Origin of the sequence: Roseateles oligotrophus (assembly GCF_014204525.1) — a bacterium.
Lineage (GTDB): Bacteria > Pseudomonadota > Gammaproteobacteria > Burkholderiales > Burkholderiaceae_C > Paucibacter_A > Paucibacter_A oligotrophus_A.
This window is the reverse complement of the sequence record NZ_JACHLP010000013.1, coordinates 78376-96692: the sequence shown is the minus strand read 5'-3', so window position 1 is coordinate 96692 and position 18317 is coordinate 78376. Positions and strand designations below refer to the sequence as shown.

General features: G+C 63.0%; 19 protein-coding genes. 9 read left to right on the top strand and 10 right to left on the bottom strand.

All coding sequences use genetic code 11. The features are described from left to right. Positions 1–550 precede the first annotated feature (550 nt). From HNP55_RS22945 to HNP55_RS22935, 3 genes are all read left to right on the top strand, one after another. On the top strand, positions 551–865 hold the full coding sequence (locus HNP55_RS22945; RefSeq protein ID WP_184304577.1) for a nucleotide pyrophosphohydrolase: 315 nt from the start codon (positions 551–553) through the stop codon (positions 863–865). 40 nt (positions 866–905) lie between these two features. Next, complete coding sequence (locus HNP55_RS22940; protein ID WP_184304590.1) at positions 906–1559, top strand: PolC-type DNA polymerase III; 654 nt, start codon at positions 906–908, stop codon at positions 1557–1559. A gap of 226 nt (positions 1560–1785) precedes the next feature. Next, on the top strand, positions 1786–2304 hold the full coding sequence (locus HNP55_RS22935; protein ID WP_184304575.1) for a GNAT family N-acetyltransferase: 519 nt from the start codon (positions 1786–1788) through the stop codon (positions 2302–2304). Between the two features lie 156 nt (positions 2305–2460). Here HNP55_RS22935 and HNP55_RS22930 read toward each other — a convergent pair whose 3' ends face one another. Next, the gene (locus HNP55_RS22930) at positions 2461–3570 is read right to left on the bottom strand and encodes a polysaccharide deacetylase family protein (protein ID WP_184304573.1); all 1110 of its coding nucleotides are present in this window, start codon (positions 3568–3570) and stop codon (positions 2461–2463) included. Here HNP55_RS22930 and HNP55_RS22925 point away from each other — a divergent pair. The 4 genes from HNP55_RS22925 to HNP55_RS22910 all read left to right on the top strand — a co-directional run bounded on the left by HNP55_RS22925 (position 3569) and on the right by HNP55_RS22910 (position 5202). Then, the gene (locus HNP55_RS22925) at positions 3569–3898 is read left to right on the top strand and encodes a hypothetical protein (RefSeq protein ID WP_184304571.1); all 330 of its coding nucleotides are present in this window, start codon (positions 3569–3571) and stop codon (positions 3896–3898) included. The genes HNP55_RS22930 and HNP55_RS22925 overlap by 2 nt on opposite strands. Before the next feature lie 29 nt (positions 3899–3927). Beyond that, positions 3928–4485, top strand: a complete 558-nt coding sequence (locus HNP55_RS24025; RefSeq protein ID WP_221439751.1) for a hypothetical protein — start codon at positions 3928–3930, stop codon at positions 4483–4485. Between the two features lie 5 nt (positions 4486–4490). Continuing rightward, positions 4491–4931: a hypothetical protein gene (locus HNP55_RS22915; protein ID WP_184304569.1), complete on the top strand. Its 441-nt coding sequence runs from the start codon at positions 4491–4493 to the stop codon at positions 4929–4931. Positions 4932–5016: 85 nt separating this feature from the next. After that, the gene (locus HNP55_RS22910) at positions 5017–5202 is read left to right on the top strand and encodes a hypothetical protein (RefSeq protein ID WP_184304567.1); all 186 of its coding nucleotides are present in this window, start codon (positions 5017–5019) and stop codon (positions 5200–5202) included. Here the strand turns inward: HNP55_RS22910 and HNP55_RS22905 are convergent. Beyond that, complete coding sequence (locus HNP55_RS22905) at positions 5185–6333, bottom strand: hypothetical protein (protein ID WP_184304565.1); 1149 nt, start codon at positions 6331–6333, stop codon at positions 5185–5187. The two genes, HNP55_RS22910 and HNP55_RS22905, sit on opposite strands and share 18 nt — an antisense overlap. A 114-nt stretch (positions 6334–6447) precedes the next feature. On the opposite strand from HNP55_RS22905, the gene HNP55_RS22900 reads away from it, so the two are divergent. Further along, positions 6448–7434: a helix-turn-helix transcriptional regulator gene (locus HNP55_RS22900; protein WP_184304563.1), complete on the top strand. Its 987-nt coding sequence runs from the start codon at positions 6448–6450 to the stop codon at positions 7432–7434. A gap of 1 nt (position 7435) precedes the next feature. Here HNP55_RS22900 and HNP55_RS22895 read toward each other — a convergent pair whose 3' ends face one another. The 4 genes from HNP55_RS22895 to HNP55_RS22880 all read right to left on the bottom strand — a co-directional run bounded on the left by HNP55_RS22895 (position 7436) and on the right by HNP55_RS22880 (position 10366). Further along, positions 7436–7822, bottom strand: a complete 387-nt coding sequence (locus HNP55_RS22895; protein WP_184304561.1) for a DUF3597 domain-containing protein — start codon at positions 7820–7822, stop codon at positions 7436–7438. Between the two features lie 75 nt (positions 7823–7897). After that, positions 7898–8512, bottom strand: a complete 615-nt coding sequence (locus HNP55_RS22890; protein WP_184304559.1) for a cob(I)yrinic acid a,c-diamide adenosyltransferase — start codon at positions 8510–8512, stop codon at positions 7898–7900. A gap of 86 nt (positions 8513–8598) precedes the next feature. Next, positions 8599–8829 carry a hypothetical protein gene (locus HNP55_RS22885; protein ID WP_184304557.1) on the bottom strand — a complete coding sequence of 77 codons (231 nt, stop codon included), beginning with the start codon at positions 8827–8829 and terminating at the stop codon, positions 8599–8601. Between the two features lie 94 nt (positions 8830–8923). Further along, complete coding sequence (locus HNP55_RS22880) at positions 8924–10366, bottom strand: OmpP1/FadL family transporter (RefSeq protein ID WP_184304555.1); 1443 nt, start codon at positions 10364–10366, stop codon at positions 8924–8926. A 256-nt stretch (positions 10367–10622) separates the two neighbouring features. Here HNP55_RS22880 and HNP55_RS22875 point away from each other — a divergent pair, with 256 nt between their 5' ends. Next, complete coding sequence (locus HNP55_RS22875) at positions 10623–12023, top strand: FAD-binding oxidoreductase (protein ID WP_184304553.1); 1401 nt, start codon at positions 10623–10625, stop codon at positions 12021–12023. A gap of 9 nt (positions 12024–12032) precedes the next feature. Here HNP55_RS22875 and HNP55_RS22870 read toward each other — a convergent pair whose 3' ends face one another. From HNP55_RS22870 to HNP55_RS22855, 4 genes are all read right to left on the bottom strand, one after another. Then, complete coding sequence (locus HNP55_RS22870; RefSeq protein ID WP_184304551.1) at positions 12033–13589, bottom strand: SpoVR family protein; 1557 nt, start codon at positions 13587–13589, stop codon at positions 12033–12035. Continuing rightward, complete coding sequence (locus HNP55_RS22865) at positions 13586–14866, bottom strand: YeaH/YhbH family protein (protein ID WP_221439750.1); 1281 nt, start codon at positions 14864–14866, stop codon at positions 13586–13588. Before HNP55_RS22865 ends, HNP55_RS22870 begins: the two co-directional genes overlap by 4 nt. A 123-nt stretch (positions 14867–14989) precedes the next feature. Beyond that, positions 14990–16912: a PrkA family serine protein kinase gene (locus HNP55_RS22860; protein WP_184304549.1), complete on the bottom strand. Its 1923-nt coding sequence runs from the start codon at positions 16910–16912 to the stop codon at positions 14990–14992. Between the two features lie 491 nt (positions 16913–17403). Then, positions 17404–18309, bottom strand: coding sequence for a ParB/RepB/Spo0J family partition protein (locus HNP55_RS22855; protein WP_184304547.1), 906 nt, complete (start codon positions 18307–18309; stop codon positions 17404–17406). Positions 18310–18317 lie beyond the last annotated feature (8 nt).

Below are 18317 nucleotides of genomic sequence, written 5' to 3'. Positions count from 1 at the left end.
CCACTCGCTACGAAAAGCTGGCCGAACGGTTTACCTCGTTCATCAGTCTCGTCGGCTCCATCGTCTGCATGACTTGAATGTCAACACACCCTAGTCATGTGGACAAGGGCTTGATGTGCGTGTTTGCCCGTGGATGTTGCGTAAAGAGAGCGCGTTATTGATGCATCGGCGTGCCAAATTACCATTTTTGTCGCCAGGGCGACGCATGCTGCGGGCCGCAATCCAGCAGGCACGCAAGTGCCAGCGCTGTCAACGCAAAAAGCTGTGGATAAAAAAAGTACAAGCCCCTGCTTATCCACAGGCGCGGCGGCGAAGCCAAGCTTGTTATCTGTTAGACCCTGGCTAAACAAGCCCTTCGCACACATGCTTATAACTAGACTAAGTCTTTGTTTTTAAATATGAAAAGTAGCTTATCCACAGAAACATGCGCCCTCTACTAAGACAACTAAATTGAAATATTTAAAAACCATGAATACAGAAGAGGACAAGATTTTTTTCAAGCTGCACAGTCTGCGGATACGCCGAAAAAGTCGTGCCACACTTGCGTCCCATGGACATCGCTGGACTGCAAAAGCGGCTGCGCCAGTTCGCCTCGGAGCGTGACTGGCAGCCTTACCAAACCCCAAAAAATCTGGCCATGGCCATGGTGGTTGAGGCGGCCGAGCTGGTGGAAATCTTCCAGTGGCTGACGCCCGAGGAATCGCAGCAGATCGCCAGCAAACCCGAGCAACACCAGCATCTGGGCGAAGAGATCGCCGATGTGATGCTGTACCTGCTGCAGATCGCCGATCACAGCGGCGTGGACCTGGAGGCTGCGGTGGAACGCAAGCTCGCCCTGAACGCCATCAAGTACCCAGCGCCCTGATTCCCCTGCCTTTTTTTTGAATTCTTCTGTCTTGAGCCGCATGCAGACGATTGCCGTCATCGACTTTGAAACCAGTGGTCTGGCGCCAGGCGGAGGCGGGCGTGCGACCGAGATCGCGGCCGTGCTCGTGCGTGATGGACGCGTTGTGGGTAATTTCCAGAGTCTGATGAAGACGGGGGTATGGGTACCCCCCTTCATCGAACAGCTGACGGGCATCAGCAATCAAATGCTGGATGAGGCTCCGCCGGCTGCCGAGGTGATGCGCGAGGTGGCGGCCTTCACCCAGGGCTGCCCCATCGTGGCGCATAACGCGCCATTTGACCGTGGCTTCTGGCAGGCCGAGCTGGCCTTGGCCGGCTGCGAACCCGATCCGGCGCATGAGTTTGCCTGCACGGTGCTGCTGGCTCGACGCATCTACCCCGAGGCGCCCAGCTGCAAGCTGGGTCAGCTGGCCCAATTCCATCGGTTGCCGGACTCGGGCCGCGCTCACCGGGCCCTGGCCGATGCCAGCACCACCGCCCATCTTCTGCTGCGCATCCAGCAAGATGTGGCGCGTATTTTTGCGGCGGAGCTGGGGGGCTTGCCGGTGGACCACGCCTTGTTGATGCATTTGCAGCGGGCCAATAAGGCCGCCATGAAGCGTGCGGTGCAGGACTTTGTGCGCCGCCGCCATCCTGTGCAAAGCACCGCTTGATTTGGTGTTTAGCCGCCGCCGCCAGTCTTGCTTCGCCGAGGTCAGCGTAGTTTTAGGGCCTAAAAAATTGTGCTGTCAAGAGCCGCTCCGTGCCGCTTTGGCGCGCAAAATCCTGCCCTTCCGTTTCATTTAGCCACCAGCCCACAGGCCCAGCGCGGCCGGTTCCCAAGAGCGACTCGAGATTTCTCGTGCCGGGCTTTGGCTTTGTTTCCCAGAGTTTCTTCGTATGTCGAGTATTCAGGTTCGCCCCGCCACACTGCGTGATGCCAAGGGCATTGCCGAAATTCATGTCGCGGCTTGGCAAGACGCCTACAAGGGCTTGCTGCCCGATGCCGTGTTGGACGCCATGTCGGTGCAAAAGCGCCAGGCTTTCTGGCGCGAGGCCATCGATCTGTGCGAGCCCCAGGTGGTGGTGGCCCATATCGACAACGAGTTGATGGGTTTTGTCGGCTTTGACCGTTCGCGCGACAAGGGCACGCCCTCCAGCACCGGCGAGATCTGGGCCATGTATGTGAACCCCGTGCACTGGGACAAGGGCGTTGGCCTGGCCCTGTGGGATGCCGCCCGTGACGGCCTGCAAGAAGAAGGCTGCACCAAGGTCACGCTGTGGACCTATCTGCGCAATGAACGCGCCCTGCGCTTCTTCGAGCTGGCCGGCTTCAAGCGCGAGCTGGGCAGTGCCAAGACCACCGAAGTCGGCGGTACCCGCCTCGAAGAGCTGCGCCTGCATCGCTCATTGGTCTGAGACAGGACACAAGCCCCGGAAGGGGCTTGTGACTGTCGAAGGCCAAGCGGCGATACAAGCCGCTTGGCTGAGGTCGGACACAGGGTCCGGAAGGACCATGTGCCTACCGAAGGCCTGAGCGCGATACCCGCGGACTGGCTGAGGTTGGCTAACAACTCAGCCCGGGCTCTTCACCTCGTCCGCGGCCGCTGGCACCTCTAAGGCTTGCCCATTCCAATGCGCGAAGCGATAGCCGCGCTCCTTCAAGGCTTGGATCAGCAAGGGCAGGGCCTGGCTAGTGACCGCGTGGATATCGTGCATCAGCACGATGCCGCGGCCTGCGCGCTCCAATTCCTTCACGACTCTTTGCACAATCGATTCGGCCGATGGATCGGCCCAATCCAGGGAGTCGACGTTCCACAGCACCAGGCGCAAATGCTGCTGTTCGATGGCTGCTAAAACCTCCTCGTTCAAGGCGCCATAAGGCGCGCGGAACATATTTGTCCGTGCCGGCCCGGGAGGGACGGCCAGGTCCAGCAAGTCCTGCGTGCTGGCAATTTCCTGTTTGATCCTGGCCGGGCTCAGCTTGGGCATTTGCGGGTGGCTATAACTGTGGTTACCGATGGCGTGGCCGGCCTCAGCCATCTGGCGAACCAGTTCTTGGTTGCGCCCCAGCGGGCTTTGAATCTCCTTGCCGTCCTTGATTTCCTTGGGCTCGGCCAGGTTGTGGCCCAGTTGGAAAAACAGCGCCTTGATCTTGTGCTCGGCCAGGGTGGCGAGGATATTGGGGGTGTGGACCGGGTGCGGGCCGTCATCAAAGCTCAGCAAGACGGTCTTGGGCGCGAGTTCCAGGGCCCGCCATTGATGGTCGCGGGCCAGTTTGGCCTGCTCATGCTCGTCGAGCGGAACCGCCGCAGCGCTCAATTCCTTTCTCAGCAAAGCATCCACATCGATCTGTTGCTGCAAGCTGGCCAGATGCTGGGCCTGTCGGTTTTGCAGGGCGGCATTGCCCTTGTCGCGCAAGGCCCGCAGGCGCTGCAACAGGGTCTGCAACTGCTCGTGGAGATCGGCCTGCAGACCGAATTGCAGGCGCATCTCATTCACCAGGGGGCGCAGCGCCAGGAGCTCGGTGCTTTCCTCGGGGACGGACAAGGCCGTCTCCAGCACTGCGTGCAGCGGGCCGGCCTGGCCTGCGTGGGCGGCACTGCTGAGTTCAAGCAGCAGGCGCTGAGTCTCGCGGTTTTGTCGTGCCTGCAGGGTCTTCAAGACTTGCAGGGCCTGGGCCATGCGTTTGTCGTTGCTGGGAAGTGCCGACAGGAGCAGGGATTTTTGCCCTTCCAGCAAGAGCGCGGAAACACGCTCATTCAGGCGTACATTGCTGGTGACCGCTGGTTTTGGCGCGCTGGCGGCGGCATCGATGGGCAGGGAATTGGCCGGTGATTCGGCCGCAGCTCGCCGTCAGGCCGGCCAGCCAAACGGCGGCGATGGTGCAGGGAATCGAGGTCTTCAACATGGCGGGAATTCTAGGGTTGTCGTACTTCCTTACTTCCTTGTTGCAGTGACAAAAGAGTTTCTCCGTGAAGGGATTTTGTCTAGCAAGGACGGGGTAAAGTAATGGCCCCTTACTTTCAGATCTAACTCCAAGTGCTGGCTAAGCTCACCGTCAAGAATCAACTGACCCTCCCGAAAAGCGTGACCCAATCCCTGGGGCCCGTGCAGTACTTTGAAGTCCAGGAAAAAGCCGGGCAAATCATCCTCACCCCGGTGCGCATCCAGCGTGGCGACGCTCTGCGCGCCAAATTGGCCGAGCTCGAAATCGGCGCCAAAACCATCGAGAGCGCCCTGAGCTGGGCCGGCAAAAAAACGGCTGCCGAAAAAACATCGAGCCCAAAAACGGTGGCCAAAAAAATCAGCGCCGAAAAAACGGCCGCGCTCAAAAAAACGGCGGTAAAACCATTGAGTCAGGCGGCCGCAGCAAAACCGCTGAAGTCGCCCGCAAAAAAGGCCGGTAAAACCATCGAGACCCCGCTGCGCGCCAAAACGCCGGCCAGAAAATCGGCGCCAAAACCATTGAGTGCCGCTACCGCCGTGCTGGCTCAAAAAACGCTTAAAAAAACAGCATCCGAAGTCAAACAAGCGAGCCGCCCCGTGCGCCCTTCCGTGCAGGCAAAAGCCAGTAAGCGCGGCAGCAGCAAGGCATGAGCAGGATGAGCAAGCACAAAAAGAATGCGGCCCGGCCCTGCGTGGTGTTTGATACCGGCGTGCTTCTGCATGCCTTGCTGCTCAACGATGAGCGGGCCAAGCAGTTGCGCATGAGCTGGCAGGCGGGTGCTTGTCGGCCCCTGATCGGCACCGGCAGCGCCCAGGCCTTGATCCAGGCCCTGAGCTATCCGGCGCTGGCCTTGGATGAGTCGCAGCAGCATGAGTTGCTGGCCGACTTTCTGCCTTATGCTGAGGTCGTGGTTGCGCAGGCAAAAGGTGTTAGGAGGCCGGCGCAGACCCAGGGTCAGGTCTTGCCCGCGGCATTGCAAGACCTGCTGGCCGCGGCCGGGGATCGGGTGGACTGCCTGGTCAGCGACACGGTCAAGCCGGCAAAAGTGGGTGTTTGCCGTGTTGCCAGCAGCGAGGAGTTTTTGGCCTCACTCTGAGTCGCAACCCTGCCGACGGTAAGCTTTGATTTTCAAAAAATAGCCAGCCCCGCCTGAGTGGGCCGATCGAGGGTATTTGACAGGCATGTGGAGAGTGGTTTTTTACGAGCGCAGGGGTGGGCGCGTTCATGTCGACCGCACGGGCCCATGGCTACCAACCAAGAAGCTGGCGCAGCAATGGGCCCATTGGTTTGGCGCCCTGGGCTATCACGTGGCCTTGCAGGACCAGGGCGGTGAGTTGGAGCGGCACCAGCTAGGCCTGCCCGGCTGAGTCTGCCGCGGCATGGGCGGCCTCCGCGCCGCGCGGGCAAAACCCTTTGTTTTCCAAAGCCCAGCCCTCCAGGGCATTGGGTGTGCTGTGCTGCATCACATGCAGGGTGCTCAGGCCTTTGGCCGCGGCGCGGGCCACCAAGGCCTCGGCCTGGGCGGCCGTCAGCTGGCTGGCAAAGCGCGTCCAGCGCTTGATCAGCAGGGGCTGTTGCCAGGCGTCTTCCAGCGCCCAGCGGATCTGCTGTTCCTGGTCCAGCTCTTTGACGGCCAGCACGCGCGGAGCCAGTGCCATGATGAAGCGGTTGAAGTCGGCGCGCAGGCCCTCGGAAGGCAGCAGGCTTTCAATGCGGGCCAGGCGCTGGCTCCAGCCGGGCTTGGCCAGCTGGCGCGTCACCAGGGCTTGCAAGGCCTGGATGGGGTTGAACAGGCGCAGGCGGTTGGGTGGCAGCACGCTCAGCGGTATGCGTGCCGCTTCCTCATGCGGGAGCTCGGTGACAAAGCTGCACAGCACGGCGATGCGCCGCCATTCCGCCGGGCCCAGGCCGGCCAGGTTTTGAATCGGGCCTTGCTCCACGCTGTCTGCCACGCTTTGCGCGCTGGCCCAATCATGCTGGGCCTTGGCGGTATTGGCGGCGCGGCTCATGGTGACGATATTGCCGGCGGCATAGCCGGCGTCGTTGCGGACCCGGTCGATCGAGCGTTGCTGGCGAGGGCCGGCTTTGGGCTTCAGCTCCTGGCGGGTGATGGGGCAGTGGCTGACATCGATCTGCTGCAGGAAATTAGGTGTCAGCTGCACATCCTCGAAGCTGCGGCCGCGGGCCCAGGCATGGGTGCGCAGCTGCAGCCACAGGCCGGCATGGCTGTGGCTGCGCAGGCTGCGGTGGCCGAAGGTGGCGCGGCCGGCCTGCCAGCCCTGTTGCAGCGGGGAATGCTTGAACAGATGCTCGACCGGCGGCGTCAGGCCGTGCTGGGCGAAGTCCCAGCCCAGGGCCAGGCCCAGGCTTTGATGGGCCGGCAATTCGTCCGGCCTGGCAGCTGCTTTGGGGGCAGGGTTGTCAAAACCCAGCAGCGCTTGCTGATCTGGGGCTGTCGATTGCGGGAACTTCTTTGTCCTTGCTGCGATCTGTGCCATTTCATGCTCCGGTGTTGCCGACCCCCACAAGCCAAGCGAGGACCTTGTGGCACAGTGTCAGCGGTCGCTAGCTCATGGCGTGAGCCAGCGGCCGCCCAAAAAACAGGGGGTCAAATGGACAGAACCGAACGTTTCTACAAGATCGAGCTCTTGATTCGCAACCGGGAGTGCGTCAGCTTCGCCACTTTGCTGGAGGCGCTGGAGGTCTCGCCCGCCACGCTCAAGCGCGATCTGCAATACCTGCGCGAACGCATGGATGCGCCGATCGAGTACGACGCCCAGGCTAACGGTTATCGCTTGGTCCAGGCGGCGGATTCGCAGGGCCGCGGGCGCACGCATGAGTTGCCGGGCGTGTGGTTCAGCGAGAAGGAGCTGCATGCCTTGCTGACCATGCATCAGATGCTTTCGGGCCTGGACGAGGATGGCATCCTGAGCCGCCATCTGCAGCCCATGTTCGACAAGCTCAGCGGCATGCTGGGCGCCGATGAGGCGGAGGCCAAGGCCTTGACGCAGCGGGTCAAGCTGATCAGCACGGCCAAGCGGCGCGTGCCCTCGGAGTTTTTCGAGACCGTGGGCAGTGCCGTGGTGAAGCGCCAGCGCCTGCGCCTGCACTACCGCAGCCGTGGGGCCGGCAGTGCTTTGAAGGAACGCCTGGTTTCACCACAGCGCCTGGTGCACTACCGCAATACCTGGTATCTGGACGCCTGGTGCCATCAGAGCGAGGGCTTCCGCCGCTTTGCCCTGGATGCGATGGAGGCGGCCGAGCTTTTGCCCGAGCGCGCCCGTGCGGTGGCGATCAAGCAGCTGGAGGCGGAACTGGATCAGGGCTATGGCATCTTCGCCGGCGCTAAAACGCGTGAGGCACAGCTGATCTTCAGCGCCGAGGCGGCGCAATGGGTGGCGCGGGAGGAATGGCACCCGGCTCAGCAAAGCGAGTGGCTGGCCGATGGGCGCTGGCGCCTGCGCGTGCCCTATGTGGATGCCACCGAGTTGCTGATGGACTTGCTGCGGCACGCGGGTCAGGTCGAGGTGTTAGGCCCGGCCGAGCTGCGCGCAGCCTTCGCAAAGCGGCTGCGGCAGGCGGTGCAGGCCTTGGCTTGAATCAGAGCAATTCGGCCGGCACATTGCCGCCGTTGTCGGCCAGCTTTTGCAGCACGGTCTTGTGCAACCACATATTCATCTGGGCCGAGTCGCCCATCTTGTCGGCCGGGCAGCCCAGCTCGGTGGCCAGTTCCTTGCGCGAGGCCAGGCTGCTGTCCAGGCCCAGCAGCTTGAGCAGGTCGACGATGGAGACCTTCCAGTTCAGCTTTTCAGGGTGGGCGGTGGCCAGGGCCTCCAGCTGGGAAACCACGTCCACCACCGAGATGGCGACGGGGGCCGCGGGTGCAGCGGCAGCGGTGGGGGCGGCCTCGGCGGCTGGGGCCGGTGCGGCGGCGGCGTCTTTGTGGCCAAAGCCCAGCTTGTCGAGAATCTTGCCGAAAAAGCTCATGTCTTGTCCTTAGAAAGAGGTGGAGATGGAAGGCGCAAGCTTGCTGCATTCCGGCGTCAAAAAGATGAACTTTGGCTAGGTGTTTTCAGCGTCGCCCGTTTCGGCGTCAGCCTCGGCGGCCTGCTGTTTTTGCAGGCGCTCGCTATGCCAGTAGACGTCGTCGCCGCCCAGGCCGTCCAGATTGGCCCGGTTGAGCACGCGGGCCAGCACGAAGAGCAGGTCGGACAGGCGGTTCAGGTATTGGCGCGGCGCGGTGTTGATGGGCTCCGCGGCGGCCAGGGCGACCACGGCGCGTTCGGCGCGCCGGGCCACGGTGCGGCAGACATGCGAGATGGCGGCACTGCGGGTGCCGGCCGGCAGGATGAATTCCTGCAGCCGGGGCAGGGCGGCGTTGTAATGCGCCAGGGCCTGGTCCAGGCCCAGCACGGCGTCCATCTTCAGCAATTCATAGCCGGGCATGCAGAGCTCGCCGCCCAGATTGAAGAGCTCGTGCTGGATGGTGATGATCAGCTCGCGCACATCGTCCGGCAGGGGTTCGGCCAGCAGGACGCCCAGCTGGGAATTCAGCTCGTCCACATCGCCCATGGCCTGCACGCGCAGATGGTCTTTGGGCACGCGGCTGCCATCGCCCAGGCCGGTCGTGCCGTCGTCGCCGGTGCGGGTGGCAATGCTGGAGAGTCGGTTGGCCATGGCTTGCGGAGCTGTGAGAGTGGATCAAGCCCGGCATCATGCCCGATGCCGGCTCGACCCCGGGCATGAAAAGGCTTTAAACGCGCTCAGTGGCGTTTTCCGCTGCGATGGAAGGCGGGCTTGTCCGCGGCGTGTTGATCGCCTCCTGGGCCCTTCTGAGGCGGCGCATGAACCCTTTGCACCGCCTCGGGCGGGTGAGCTTCCGGTGGGGGGCGGCGGAACTCCTGCAGGATCAGACCGAAGAGGTCGAAGCGGATGGCGCCCACGACGGCCAAGACGATGGCCAGCACGATCAGGATCAGGGTTAGATCAGGCATGAGATGCTCCGGTGCTTGCTCATTGATGGCTCAATGGTGGCACTCGGAGCTGGCCTGGGCAAGCGGCTTGTGGAGCCGCTTTGCCTGGAATCAATTAAAACTGATGGTTGTATTGCACGCCGAACAGCACGGAGCTGATGTCGTAGTGGCCACGGATGGTGGCGCAGCTGGAGGTGTTCAGATCCGGGCGGCAGGAGGCTTGACCACCGTAGTCGGCATTGCTGATGCTGCTGCTGCCAACCTTGACGTAGCTCAGCGCCAGATCGACCGAGTTCTTGGCGCTCAGCTTCCAGTTCAGGCCACCCGACAGCCACAGGCGGTCGTTGTCCGGCAGCGAGGGCGTGCGGTTGGCGGTGCTGACCGGCGAGCCGTCATAGGCCAGGCCTGCACGCAGCTTGAACTGATCGTTCAGCTGATAGTTCATGCCGACGGAGTAGCGCAGGGTATTGCTCCAGTTCTCCGGGGTGACGGAGTCGGGCAGGCTGTTGGCGAAGTCAACCCGCAGTTCCTGGAAGCGCGAGTGGCGGGTCAGGGTCAGGTCGGCCATCAGGGCCAGCTTGTCCATCTGCTTGAAGGCGGAAAAGGACAGGGACTCGGGCGTGACGACGTCCAGGCTGGCATCGCTATCGCTGTACTTCTTGACCAGATTGGCTTGCACGACGCTGCCCAGGCCGGGCTTGATGCCATTGATCACCGTGGCGATATTGGCGGCCTGCATCTGCACCTGCCAGCGGGCATCGCCGCTCAGCTGGTGCTTGATCTTGGAGCGGTAGGCGATGCCGAAACGGGTGTCCTTGTCATAGCTGTACAGCAGGCCCAGATTGAAGCCATAGCCCCAGTTCTTGCCTTCCACATCGACGCGGCCGGAGTAGTCCGGCGTGCCCGACATCTTCTGGATCAGGCCGGCCACCATGGCCGGGGGCAGGGCGCCCAGCAGAGGCTTCATGGCCGGGTCACCCAGCACGCCGGAGCCGAAGTCCGCCGCCTTGGACAGCTTGCCCTCGATGTACTGGGCGCTGAGGCCGCCGCCTAGGCTCAGCTGCTCGTTGACCTTGAAGGACAGCGCGGGGTTCAGGGCCACGGTCTTGAGCTCGGTGCCTATGGAGTTGTAGCGGCCGGCCCAATCGCTGTTGTATTCGCTCTTGGAGCCGAAGGGCACGAAGACGCCGAAGCCGGCGACCAGGCGATCCGACAGCTGGTAGCTCAGATAGCCATGGGGCACGGCCGTGGTGTTGACGAATTTGCCGCTGTCGCCGCTCAGGGGACGGCCCAGCACGGTCGTGCTGCCACGGTCTTCATAGCTGCCGCTAGGAGCGACGACGGTCAGCACGCCGGAGGCGTTGACGCCCTTCAGGCGGCTCAGGCCGGCCGGGTTGTAGAACAGCACCGAGGCGTCTTCGGCTTCGGCGGCATTGGCATTGGCCGTGCCCTGGGCGGACGCTGATTGCGAACCGAAGTGGTAGCCCGAGGCCATGGCGGCTTGGGCAACAAGGCTGGACAGCAGGGCGGCGGAGATCGAGGTGAGGTTGAATCGCATGGCTTGTCTTAGGAATAGTTATCGAGGCCGCGCCTTGAACGGCAAGCGGGGCAGGGCGGGCGGACGTAGGCTAACCGAATAAATCGGCGAGTTTTTGCCAGTAGAGAGCGCCCTCTAGAGCGGGCGTGAATGAACGTCGGCAAGCGGCAACAGCCGGGCTTTTCCTGTTTGCTGTTCGCACGCTTGAGCGCTGCCGAGGCCTGCGTCCAGCCTGCCTAGAATCGGGGCGCGGGATGGTCCTGCAAGGAAGCCTTCGATGCACGATGCTGACTACCGAATGCGGGCCATGCCGGCCGCCATGCTGCAGGCCTTGCAGCAGCGTTTTGGCCCGCGCTGCCACACCGGCCTGGCCATGCGCGAGCAGCATGGCCGCGATGAGTCGCCTTTCGATGTGCCGCCGCCCGAGGCCGTGGTGTTTGCCGAGAGCGAGGACGACGTCGCCTTCACCCTGGCCCTGGCGCATGAACACTCGGTGCCGGTGATTCCCTACGGCAGCGGCACCTCGCTGGAGGGCCATCTGCTGGCGGTGCAGGGCGGCGTGAGCCTGGATGTCTCGCGCATGAACAAGATCCTGCTGATCAATGCCGAGGACCTGACCGTGACGGTGCAGGCCGGCGTCACCCGCCAACAGCTGAATGCCGAGCTGCGCCACGCGGGCTTGTTTTTTCCGATCGACCCGGGTGCCGATGCCTCGCTAGGCGGCATGGCGGCCACCCGGGCCAGCGGGACCAATGCGGTGCGCTACGGAACCATGCGTGAGAACGTGCTGGGCCTGGGCGCGGTGACGGCCCAGGGCCAGGTCTTGCGCACCGGCACGCGGGCGCGCAAGAGCAGCGCCGGCTACGACCTGACCCGTTTGCTGGTGGGCAGCGAGGGCACGCTGGCGGTGATCACCGAGGTCTGCCTGCGCATCTACCCCCTGCCCGAGGCGGTGTCGGCGGCCGTTTGCTTCTTCCCCACGGTGGATGCGGCCGTGCAGACCACGATTCAAATCATCCAGATGGGCCTGCCCATCGCCCGCTGCGAATTGCTGGATGCCAACACGGTGCGGGCTGTCAATCGACACGACCAGTTAGGCCTGCGCGAGGCGCCCATGCTCTTGATGGAGTTCCATGGCTCGCCCAGCGGCGTGGCCGAGCAGGCGCAAGCGGTGCAGGAGATCGCTCGCGAGCTGGGCGGCGAGGATTTCGACTGGGCCAGCACGCCGGAGGCCCGCACGCGCTTGTGGACGGCGCGCCATCACGCTTACTTGTCGGCCGTGCAGAGCAAGCCCGGCTGCCGCTGCGTAACGACCGATACCTGCGTGCCCATCTCGCGCCTGGCCGAGAGCATCAACACCTCGGTGGCCGAGGTGGAGGCGGCCGGCCTGCCCTATTTCCTGGTCGGCCATGTGGGTGACGGCAATTTCCATCTGGGCTATCTGATCGATCCGGCTTTGCCGCATGAGCGCGAGACCGCCGAACGCTTGAGTCACCAGATGGTGATGCGTGCGCTGAGTCTGGAAGGCACTTGCACCGGCGAGCACGGCATCGGCCTGCACAAGCAGGGCTTTTTGCTGGAAGAGGCGGGTGAGCCTGCTGTGGCGATGATGCGCAGCATCAAGCAGGCCCTGGACCCGCGCAACATCATGAACCCGGGCAAGATTTTTCAGCTCTGAAGGCGGGGCTCAGTGCGTTGGCGCCGGCACCGACCAGCGCTTGCTGACCTCGCCCTTGTCGCCCACGCTTTCCAGCTGCACGCCAAAGCCCCACAGCCGGGCCACATGCTTGAGCACCTCCTGCGCGCTTTCGTGCAGGGGGCGGTTCATATGCTGGGTGTGGCGCAGCGTGAGGGAGCGGTCGCCGCGCAGATTGACGTTCCAGACCTGGATATTGGGTTCGCGGCTGCTCAGGTCGTACTGGCGTGACAAGGCCTCGCGCACATGCTGGTAGCCGGCATCGTCGTGGATGGCGGAGATTTCGTACTCGCTCTGCGCCTCGTCATCGACGATGGAGAAGAGCCGGAACTCACGCATCAGATGCGGGCTGAGGAACTGGCCGATAAAGCTCTCGTCCTTGAAGTTGCGCATGGCCTGGTCCAGCGTGGGCAGCCAATCGGCGCCAGCGATATCGGGGAACCAGCGGCGGTCTTCCTCGGTGGGCCGCTCGCAGATGCGCTTGATGTCGGTGTACATGGCGAAGCCCAGGGCATAGGGGTTCAGGTTCGCCATCGGCTGTTGAGCCACCACATTGGTGTGGGACTTGAGCCATTCGATCATCATGCCGTCGCTCAAATAGCCGTCGTCATACATCTGGTTCAGCAAGCGGTGGTGCCAGAAGGTGGCCCAGCCCTCGTTCATCACCTGGGTCTGGCGCTGCGGGTAGAAGTACTGGGCGATCTTGCGCACGATGCGCACGATCTCGCGCTCCCAGGGCTCCAGCAAGGGGGCGTTCTTCTCGATGAAGTAGAGCAAATTCTCCTGCGGCTCGTCGGGGAAGCGGCGCGCCGTGGCGGCGTCATCGCCCTTGTCCGCACGCTTGGGCAGAGTGCGCCAGAGTTCGTTGATCTGCTGCTGGGCATGGGCTTCGCGCTCCTCCAGGCGCGAACGCTCTTGCGCGAGCGAGAGCTTGGCGGGCCGGCGATAACGGTCCACCCCGTAGGACATCAGGGCGTGGCAGGAGTCCAGCAGGCGCTCCACATGGTCCATGCCATGGCGTTCCTCGCAGGCGTTGACGAAGTTCTTGGCGTAGACCAGGTAGTCGACGATGGAGGAGGCGTCCGTCCACATGCGGAACAGATAGTTGCCCTTGAAGAAGCTGTTGTGGCCGTAGCTGGCGTGGGCGATCACCAGGGCCTGCATGGCCATGGTGTTCTCTTCCATCAGGTAGGCGATGCAGGGGTCGGAGTTGATGACGATCTCGTAGGCCAGGCCCATCTGCCCACGTTTGTAGTTACGTTCCGTGGCGATGAACTCCTTGCCATAGCTCCAGTGGCGGTAATTGACCGGCATGCCCACCGAGGCGTAGGCGTCCATCATCTGCTCGGCGGTGATGATCTCCAGCTGGTTGGGGTAGGTGTCCAGGCCATAACGTTCCGCCGTGGCGCGTATCACCTCGTGGTACTGGTCGATCAGCTCGAAGGTCCAGTCGCTGGGCGAGGGCAGGGGCTGCTCCGGCCGCCGCAGCAGGGGCCGCATCTGGCGCGGCAGGCCGGGGCTGCTGCCGGTGGATTCAAGCGCGCTCATGCTGCCGCTCCTTCCTTTTTGAACAGTTCGCGGAATACCGGATAGATCTGCGCCGCCTCGGTGGCCTTGCGCAGGGCGAAGTGCGAGACCTCTTCGCTGAGTTTTTGATATTCCTCCCAGAGGTTTTGCTCCTGCTCGGCCACCTGCACATAGGCGAAGTAGCGGCACAGAGGCAGGATTTGCTGGGCCAGCAGCTCGCGGCATTTGCCGCTGTCGTGGTGCCAGTTGTCGCCGTCGCTGGCCTGGGCGCCGTAGATATTCCATTCGCTGCGTGGGTAGCGGGCGCGGATGATTTCTTCCATCAGCACCAGGGCGCTGGAGACCACGGTGCCGCCCGTCTCGGTGGCATGGAAGAAGTTCTGCTCATCCACCTCCTGGGCCTGCGTGTGGTGGCGGATGAAGACCACATCGATCTTCTCGTAATGCCGGGTCAGAAAGAGGTAGAGCAGGATGAAGAAGCGCTTGGCCAGGTCCTTGCGGCCCTCGTCCATGGAGCCCGACACATCCATCAGGCAGAACATGACGGCGCGGGCCGTCGGCACGGGCACGCGCACGCGGTTGCGAAAGCGCAGGTCGATGGGATCGAGAAAGGGGATGGCCTCGATGCGGCCACGCAAGAGCTGGATGCGTTCTTCGGTCTCGGCCCGCAGGCGCTGAACTTCCGCGTCACGGTTGTCCTCGCGTTTGAGCAGGGTCAGGCGTTCTTCCAGCTCGTGCAATTCGCGTCGCTTGTCGGTGCCCAGGGCGATGCGTCGGCCCAGGGCGCCGCGCATGCTGCGCACCACATGCAGATTGGTGGGTGTGCCGTCGCTGGTGAAGCCGGCGCGATGGCTTTTCCACTCCGGTGTTTCGGCCAGCTGGGTGCGCTCGAGGTTGGGCAGGGCCAGGTCGTCGAAGAAGACCTGCATGAACTCCTCCCGGCTGAGGTGGAAGACGAAGTCGTCCTCGCCCTCGCCGGAATCGCTGGCCTGGCTGCCCCCTTGGCCCTGGCCACCACCCTTGGGCTTGGCCACGCGGTCGCCCTTCACATGCTCGGTATTGCCGGGCCGCACCACCTCGCGCACCCCGCCCTCGCCGTGGCCGAACACGGGTTCGCTGAGGTCACGCTTGGGGATGTGCACATCCTCGCCGCGCTCCATATCGCGGATGCCGCGCCCGTCCACGGCGCGCCGCACGGCCTCGCGGATCTGCTCCTTGTGGCGGCGCAGAAAGCGCTCCCGATTGCCTATCGACTTGTTCTTGCCCGAGAGCCTTCTATCGATGATTTGTTGCAGCATGAGGTTTCCTCATTCGAGGTTTGCCGGCCCAGTATTCCCAAGTGGAGCCCGAGGATCCGGCTTTGCCGGTCCTGCGGGCTCGCCCCCTCGAGGGGGCTCGCGGAGCGAGTAGGGAATGGGCTGTCAAGAACTCTTGCGCACGCGCAGATACCACTCGCACAGCAGCCGCACCTGCTTGGCCGTGTAGCCCTTGCCCACCATGCGGTTGACGAAGTCCTCGTGCTTTTTGGCCTCGTCGGCGCTGGCCTTGGCGTTGAAGCTGATGACGGGCAGCAACTCCTCGGTATTGGAGAACATCTTCTTCTCGATCACCGTGCGCAGCTTTTCGTAGCTGGTCCAGGCCGGGTTCTTGCCGGCGTTGTTGGCGCGTGCGCGCAAGACGAAGTTGACGATCTCGTTGCGGAAGTCCTTGGGGTTGCTGATGCCGGCGGGCTTCTCGATCTTCTCCAGCTCGGCATTCAGGGCCACGCGATCGAAGACCTCGCCGGTGTCGGTGTCGCGGTATTCCTGGTCCTGGATCCAGTAGTCGGCATAGGTGACGTAGCGGTCGAAGATGTTCTGGCCGTACTCGCTATAACTTTCCAGATAAGCGGTCTGGATCTCCTTGCCGATGAACTCGGCATAGCGTGGCGCCAGCGATTCCTTGATGAAGCCGATGTATTTTTGCTCGGTCTCGGCCGGGAATTGCTCGCGTTCGATCTGCTGCTCCAGCACATACATCAGATGCACGGGATTGGCCGCCACCTCGGCGCTGTCGAAGTTGAAAACCTTGGACAAGATCTTGTAGGCGAAGCGGGTGGAGATGCCGCTCATGCCCTCGTCCACGCCGGCGTAGTCGCGGTACTCCTGGTAGCTCTTGGCGCGTGGATCGGTGTCCTTCAGGTTCTCGCCGTCGTAGACCTGCATCTTGGAGTAGAGCGAGGAATTCTCGGGCTCCTTCAGCCGGGTCAGCACGGCGAACTGGCTCATGATCTTGAGCGTGCCGGGGGCGCACTTGGCCTCGGCCAGCGAGGAGCCGCGGATCAGCTTCTCGTAGATCTTCACCTCCTCGCTGACGCGCAGGCAGTAGGGCACTTTGACGATGTAGATGCGGTCGAGAAAAGCCTCGTTGTTCTTGTTATTGCGGAAGGTCTTCCACTCGCTCTCATTGCTGTGGGCCAGCACGATGCCGTCGAAGGGAATCGCGCCAAAGCCTTCCGTGCCCTTGTAATTGCCCTCTTGCGTGGCGGTCAGCAAGGGGTGCAGCACCTTGATCGGCGCCTTGAACATTTCGACGAATTCCAGCAGGCCCTGGTTGGCCAGGCACAGGCCGCCGGAGTAGCTGTAGGCATCGGGGTCGTCCTGTGAGAAGGTTTCCAGCTTGCGGATGTCCACCTTGCCCACCAGGGAGGAGATGTCCTGGTTGTTCTCGTCGCCCGGTTCGGTCTTGGCCACGCCCACCTGCTTGAGCACGCTGGGGTAGCGCTTGACCACCTTGAAGCGGCGGATGTCGCCGCCAAACTCCTCCAGGCGCTTGACCGCCCAGGGGCTCAGGATGCGGTTGAGATAACGCCTAGGAATGCCGTACTCCTGCTCCAGCAGGGGGCCGTCCTCGTTGGGGTCGAACAGGCCCAGCGGGCTCTCGTTGACCGGCGAGCCGGCCAGGGCATAGAAGGGCACTTGCTCCATCAGCTGCTTGAGGCGCTCGGCGATGGAGCTCTTGCCGCCACCCACTGGGCCCAGCAGGTAGAGGATCTGCTTTTTTTCCTCCAGGCCTTGCGCTGCGTGGCGGAAGTAACTGACCACCTGCTCGATGGCTTCTTCCAGGCCGTAGAACTCGGCGAAGGCCGGGTAGATCTTGATGGTCTTGTTGGCGAACAGGCGCGACAGGCGGGTGTCGTTGCGCGTGTCAATCATCTGCGGCTCGCCGATGGCCTGCAGCATGCGCTCGGCGGCGGTGGCGTAGGCCAGGGGGCTGCGCTTGCACTCGGCAAGATAGTCCTCCAGCGAGAGTTCTTCAACGCGGGTGCGCTCGTAGCGCTTGGCAAAACTGCTGATCACGTCCATGCTGACCTCCGGTAAGACCCCGGGCGGTGCGCAGATACAAGGCAATGCATCCGGCATCGTCTGGGAAGTTCTGATGGCGTCCTTTGCGGAGCGGCTGGGGGCGTCATCAGAGCTTTCCGAAATTCAGTGCAGTCCTTGCTGCCGAGTCTGAATCCGAACGCTGCTTTGCCGTGTCTGGATGTGCGGGATCAAAGGTCTGGAGAACTCCTTTTGTCCATGCCCGAGAGCTTGGGCTTCAAACGCTCGTTTCAATGCCTGAAAAAACCAGTCTTTCCATGTGCTTTCAACTTGGAAAACTGGGCTGGCGTTGACACATGCTACGCCGATCTGCAGAAAACTTGTGTGGTGCGGAGGCCATGCGCAATGACGTTTTTTGCAGACCTTGATGCGATTCTTGTGCAAGTGCAGTCACAGGAGTTTGGGCGCTAGTTTTTGGCAAAGAAAAAGCCGTGACTTGTGTCACGGCCTTGTCGTTTGCCTGCAGCCAGAACTCAGGCAGCCTGCGGCCCGCGCAGGCGGTCGATCAGGCCGTTCAGCTCGTCCAGCGAGCCGAATTGGATTGCCAGCTCGCCCTGTTCGCCACGCTTGGTTTTTTTCTTCACACGCACTTCGACGACGGCAGCCAGCAGATCGGATAACTCCTCTTCCAGGCGCAGCACATCGCGGCCCTTGTCGCTCTTCACCCGCAGCAGCGGGGTCTGGCGGCCGGCGCCTTGGCGGGAGACTAACTTCTCGGCCTCGCGCACACTGAGCTTTTTGGAGGCGATCTCGGTGGCGCAGGTGATCTGGTGCGCGCCGTCCAGCGGCAGCAGGGCGCGGGCATGGCCCATATCGATGTCGCCGGCCATCAGCATGTTCTGCACCGGCTCCACCAGTTGCAGCAGACGCAAGAGATTGCTGGCGGCGCTGCGCGAGCGGCCCACGGCCTGGGCGGCCTGCTCGTGCGTGAGGCCGAACTCCTCCGTCAGGCGCTTCAGGCCTTGGGCCTCTTCCAGCGGGTTCAAGTCCTCGCGCTGGATGTTCTCGATCAAGGCCATGGCGGCCGCAGCCTCGTCGGGCACGGCCTTGACCAGCACCGGCACCTCGCGCAGGCCGGCCAGCTTGGCGGCGCGGAAGCGGCGTTCACCGGCGATGATCTCGTAACGGATGGCCCCATCGGGCGTGATGGGCCGCACCAGGATGGGCTGCATGATGCCCTGGGCCTTGATGCTCTCGGCCAGCTCGTAGAGCGAGCCTTCGTCCATGCGGGTGCGCGGCTGGTATTTGCCGGCCTGCATCTGTTCCAGCCGCAGCTGGCTGGGTTCACCGTCGCGCTGGGCGGCCGGGGTTTCGCTGACTTTGGGGCCTAGCAAGGCCTCCAGGCCCATGCCGAGGCCCTTGGGTTTTTTTGTGACCATAGCGGCGG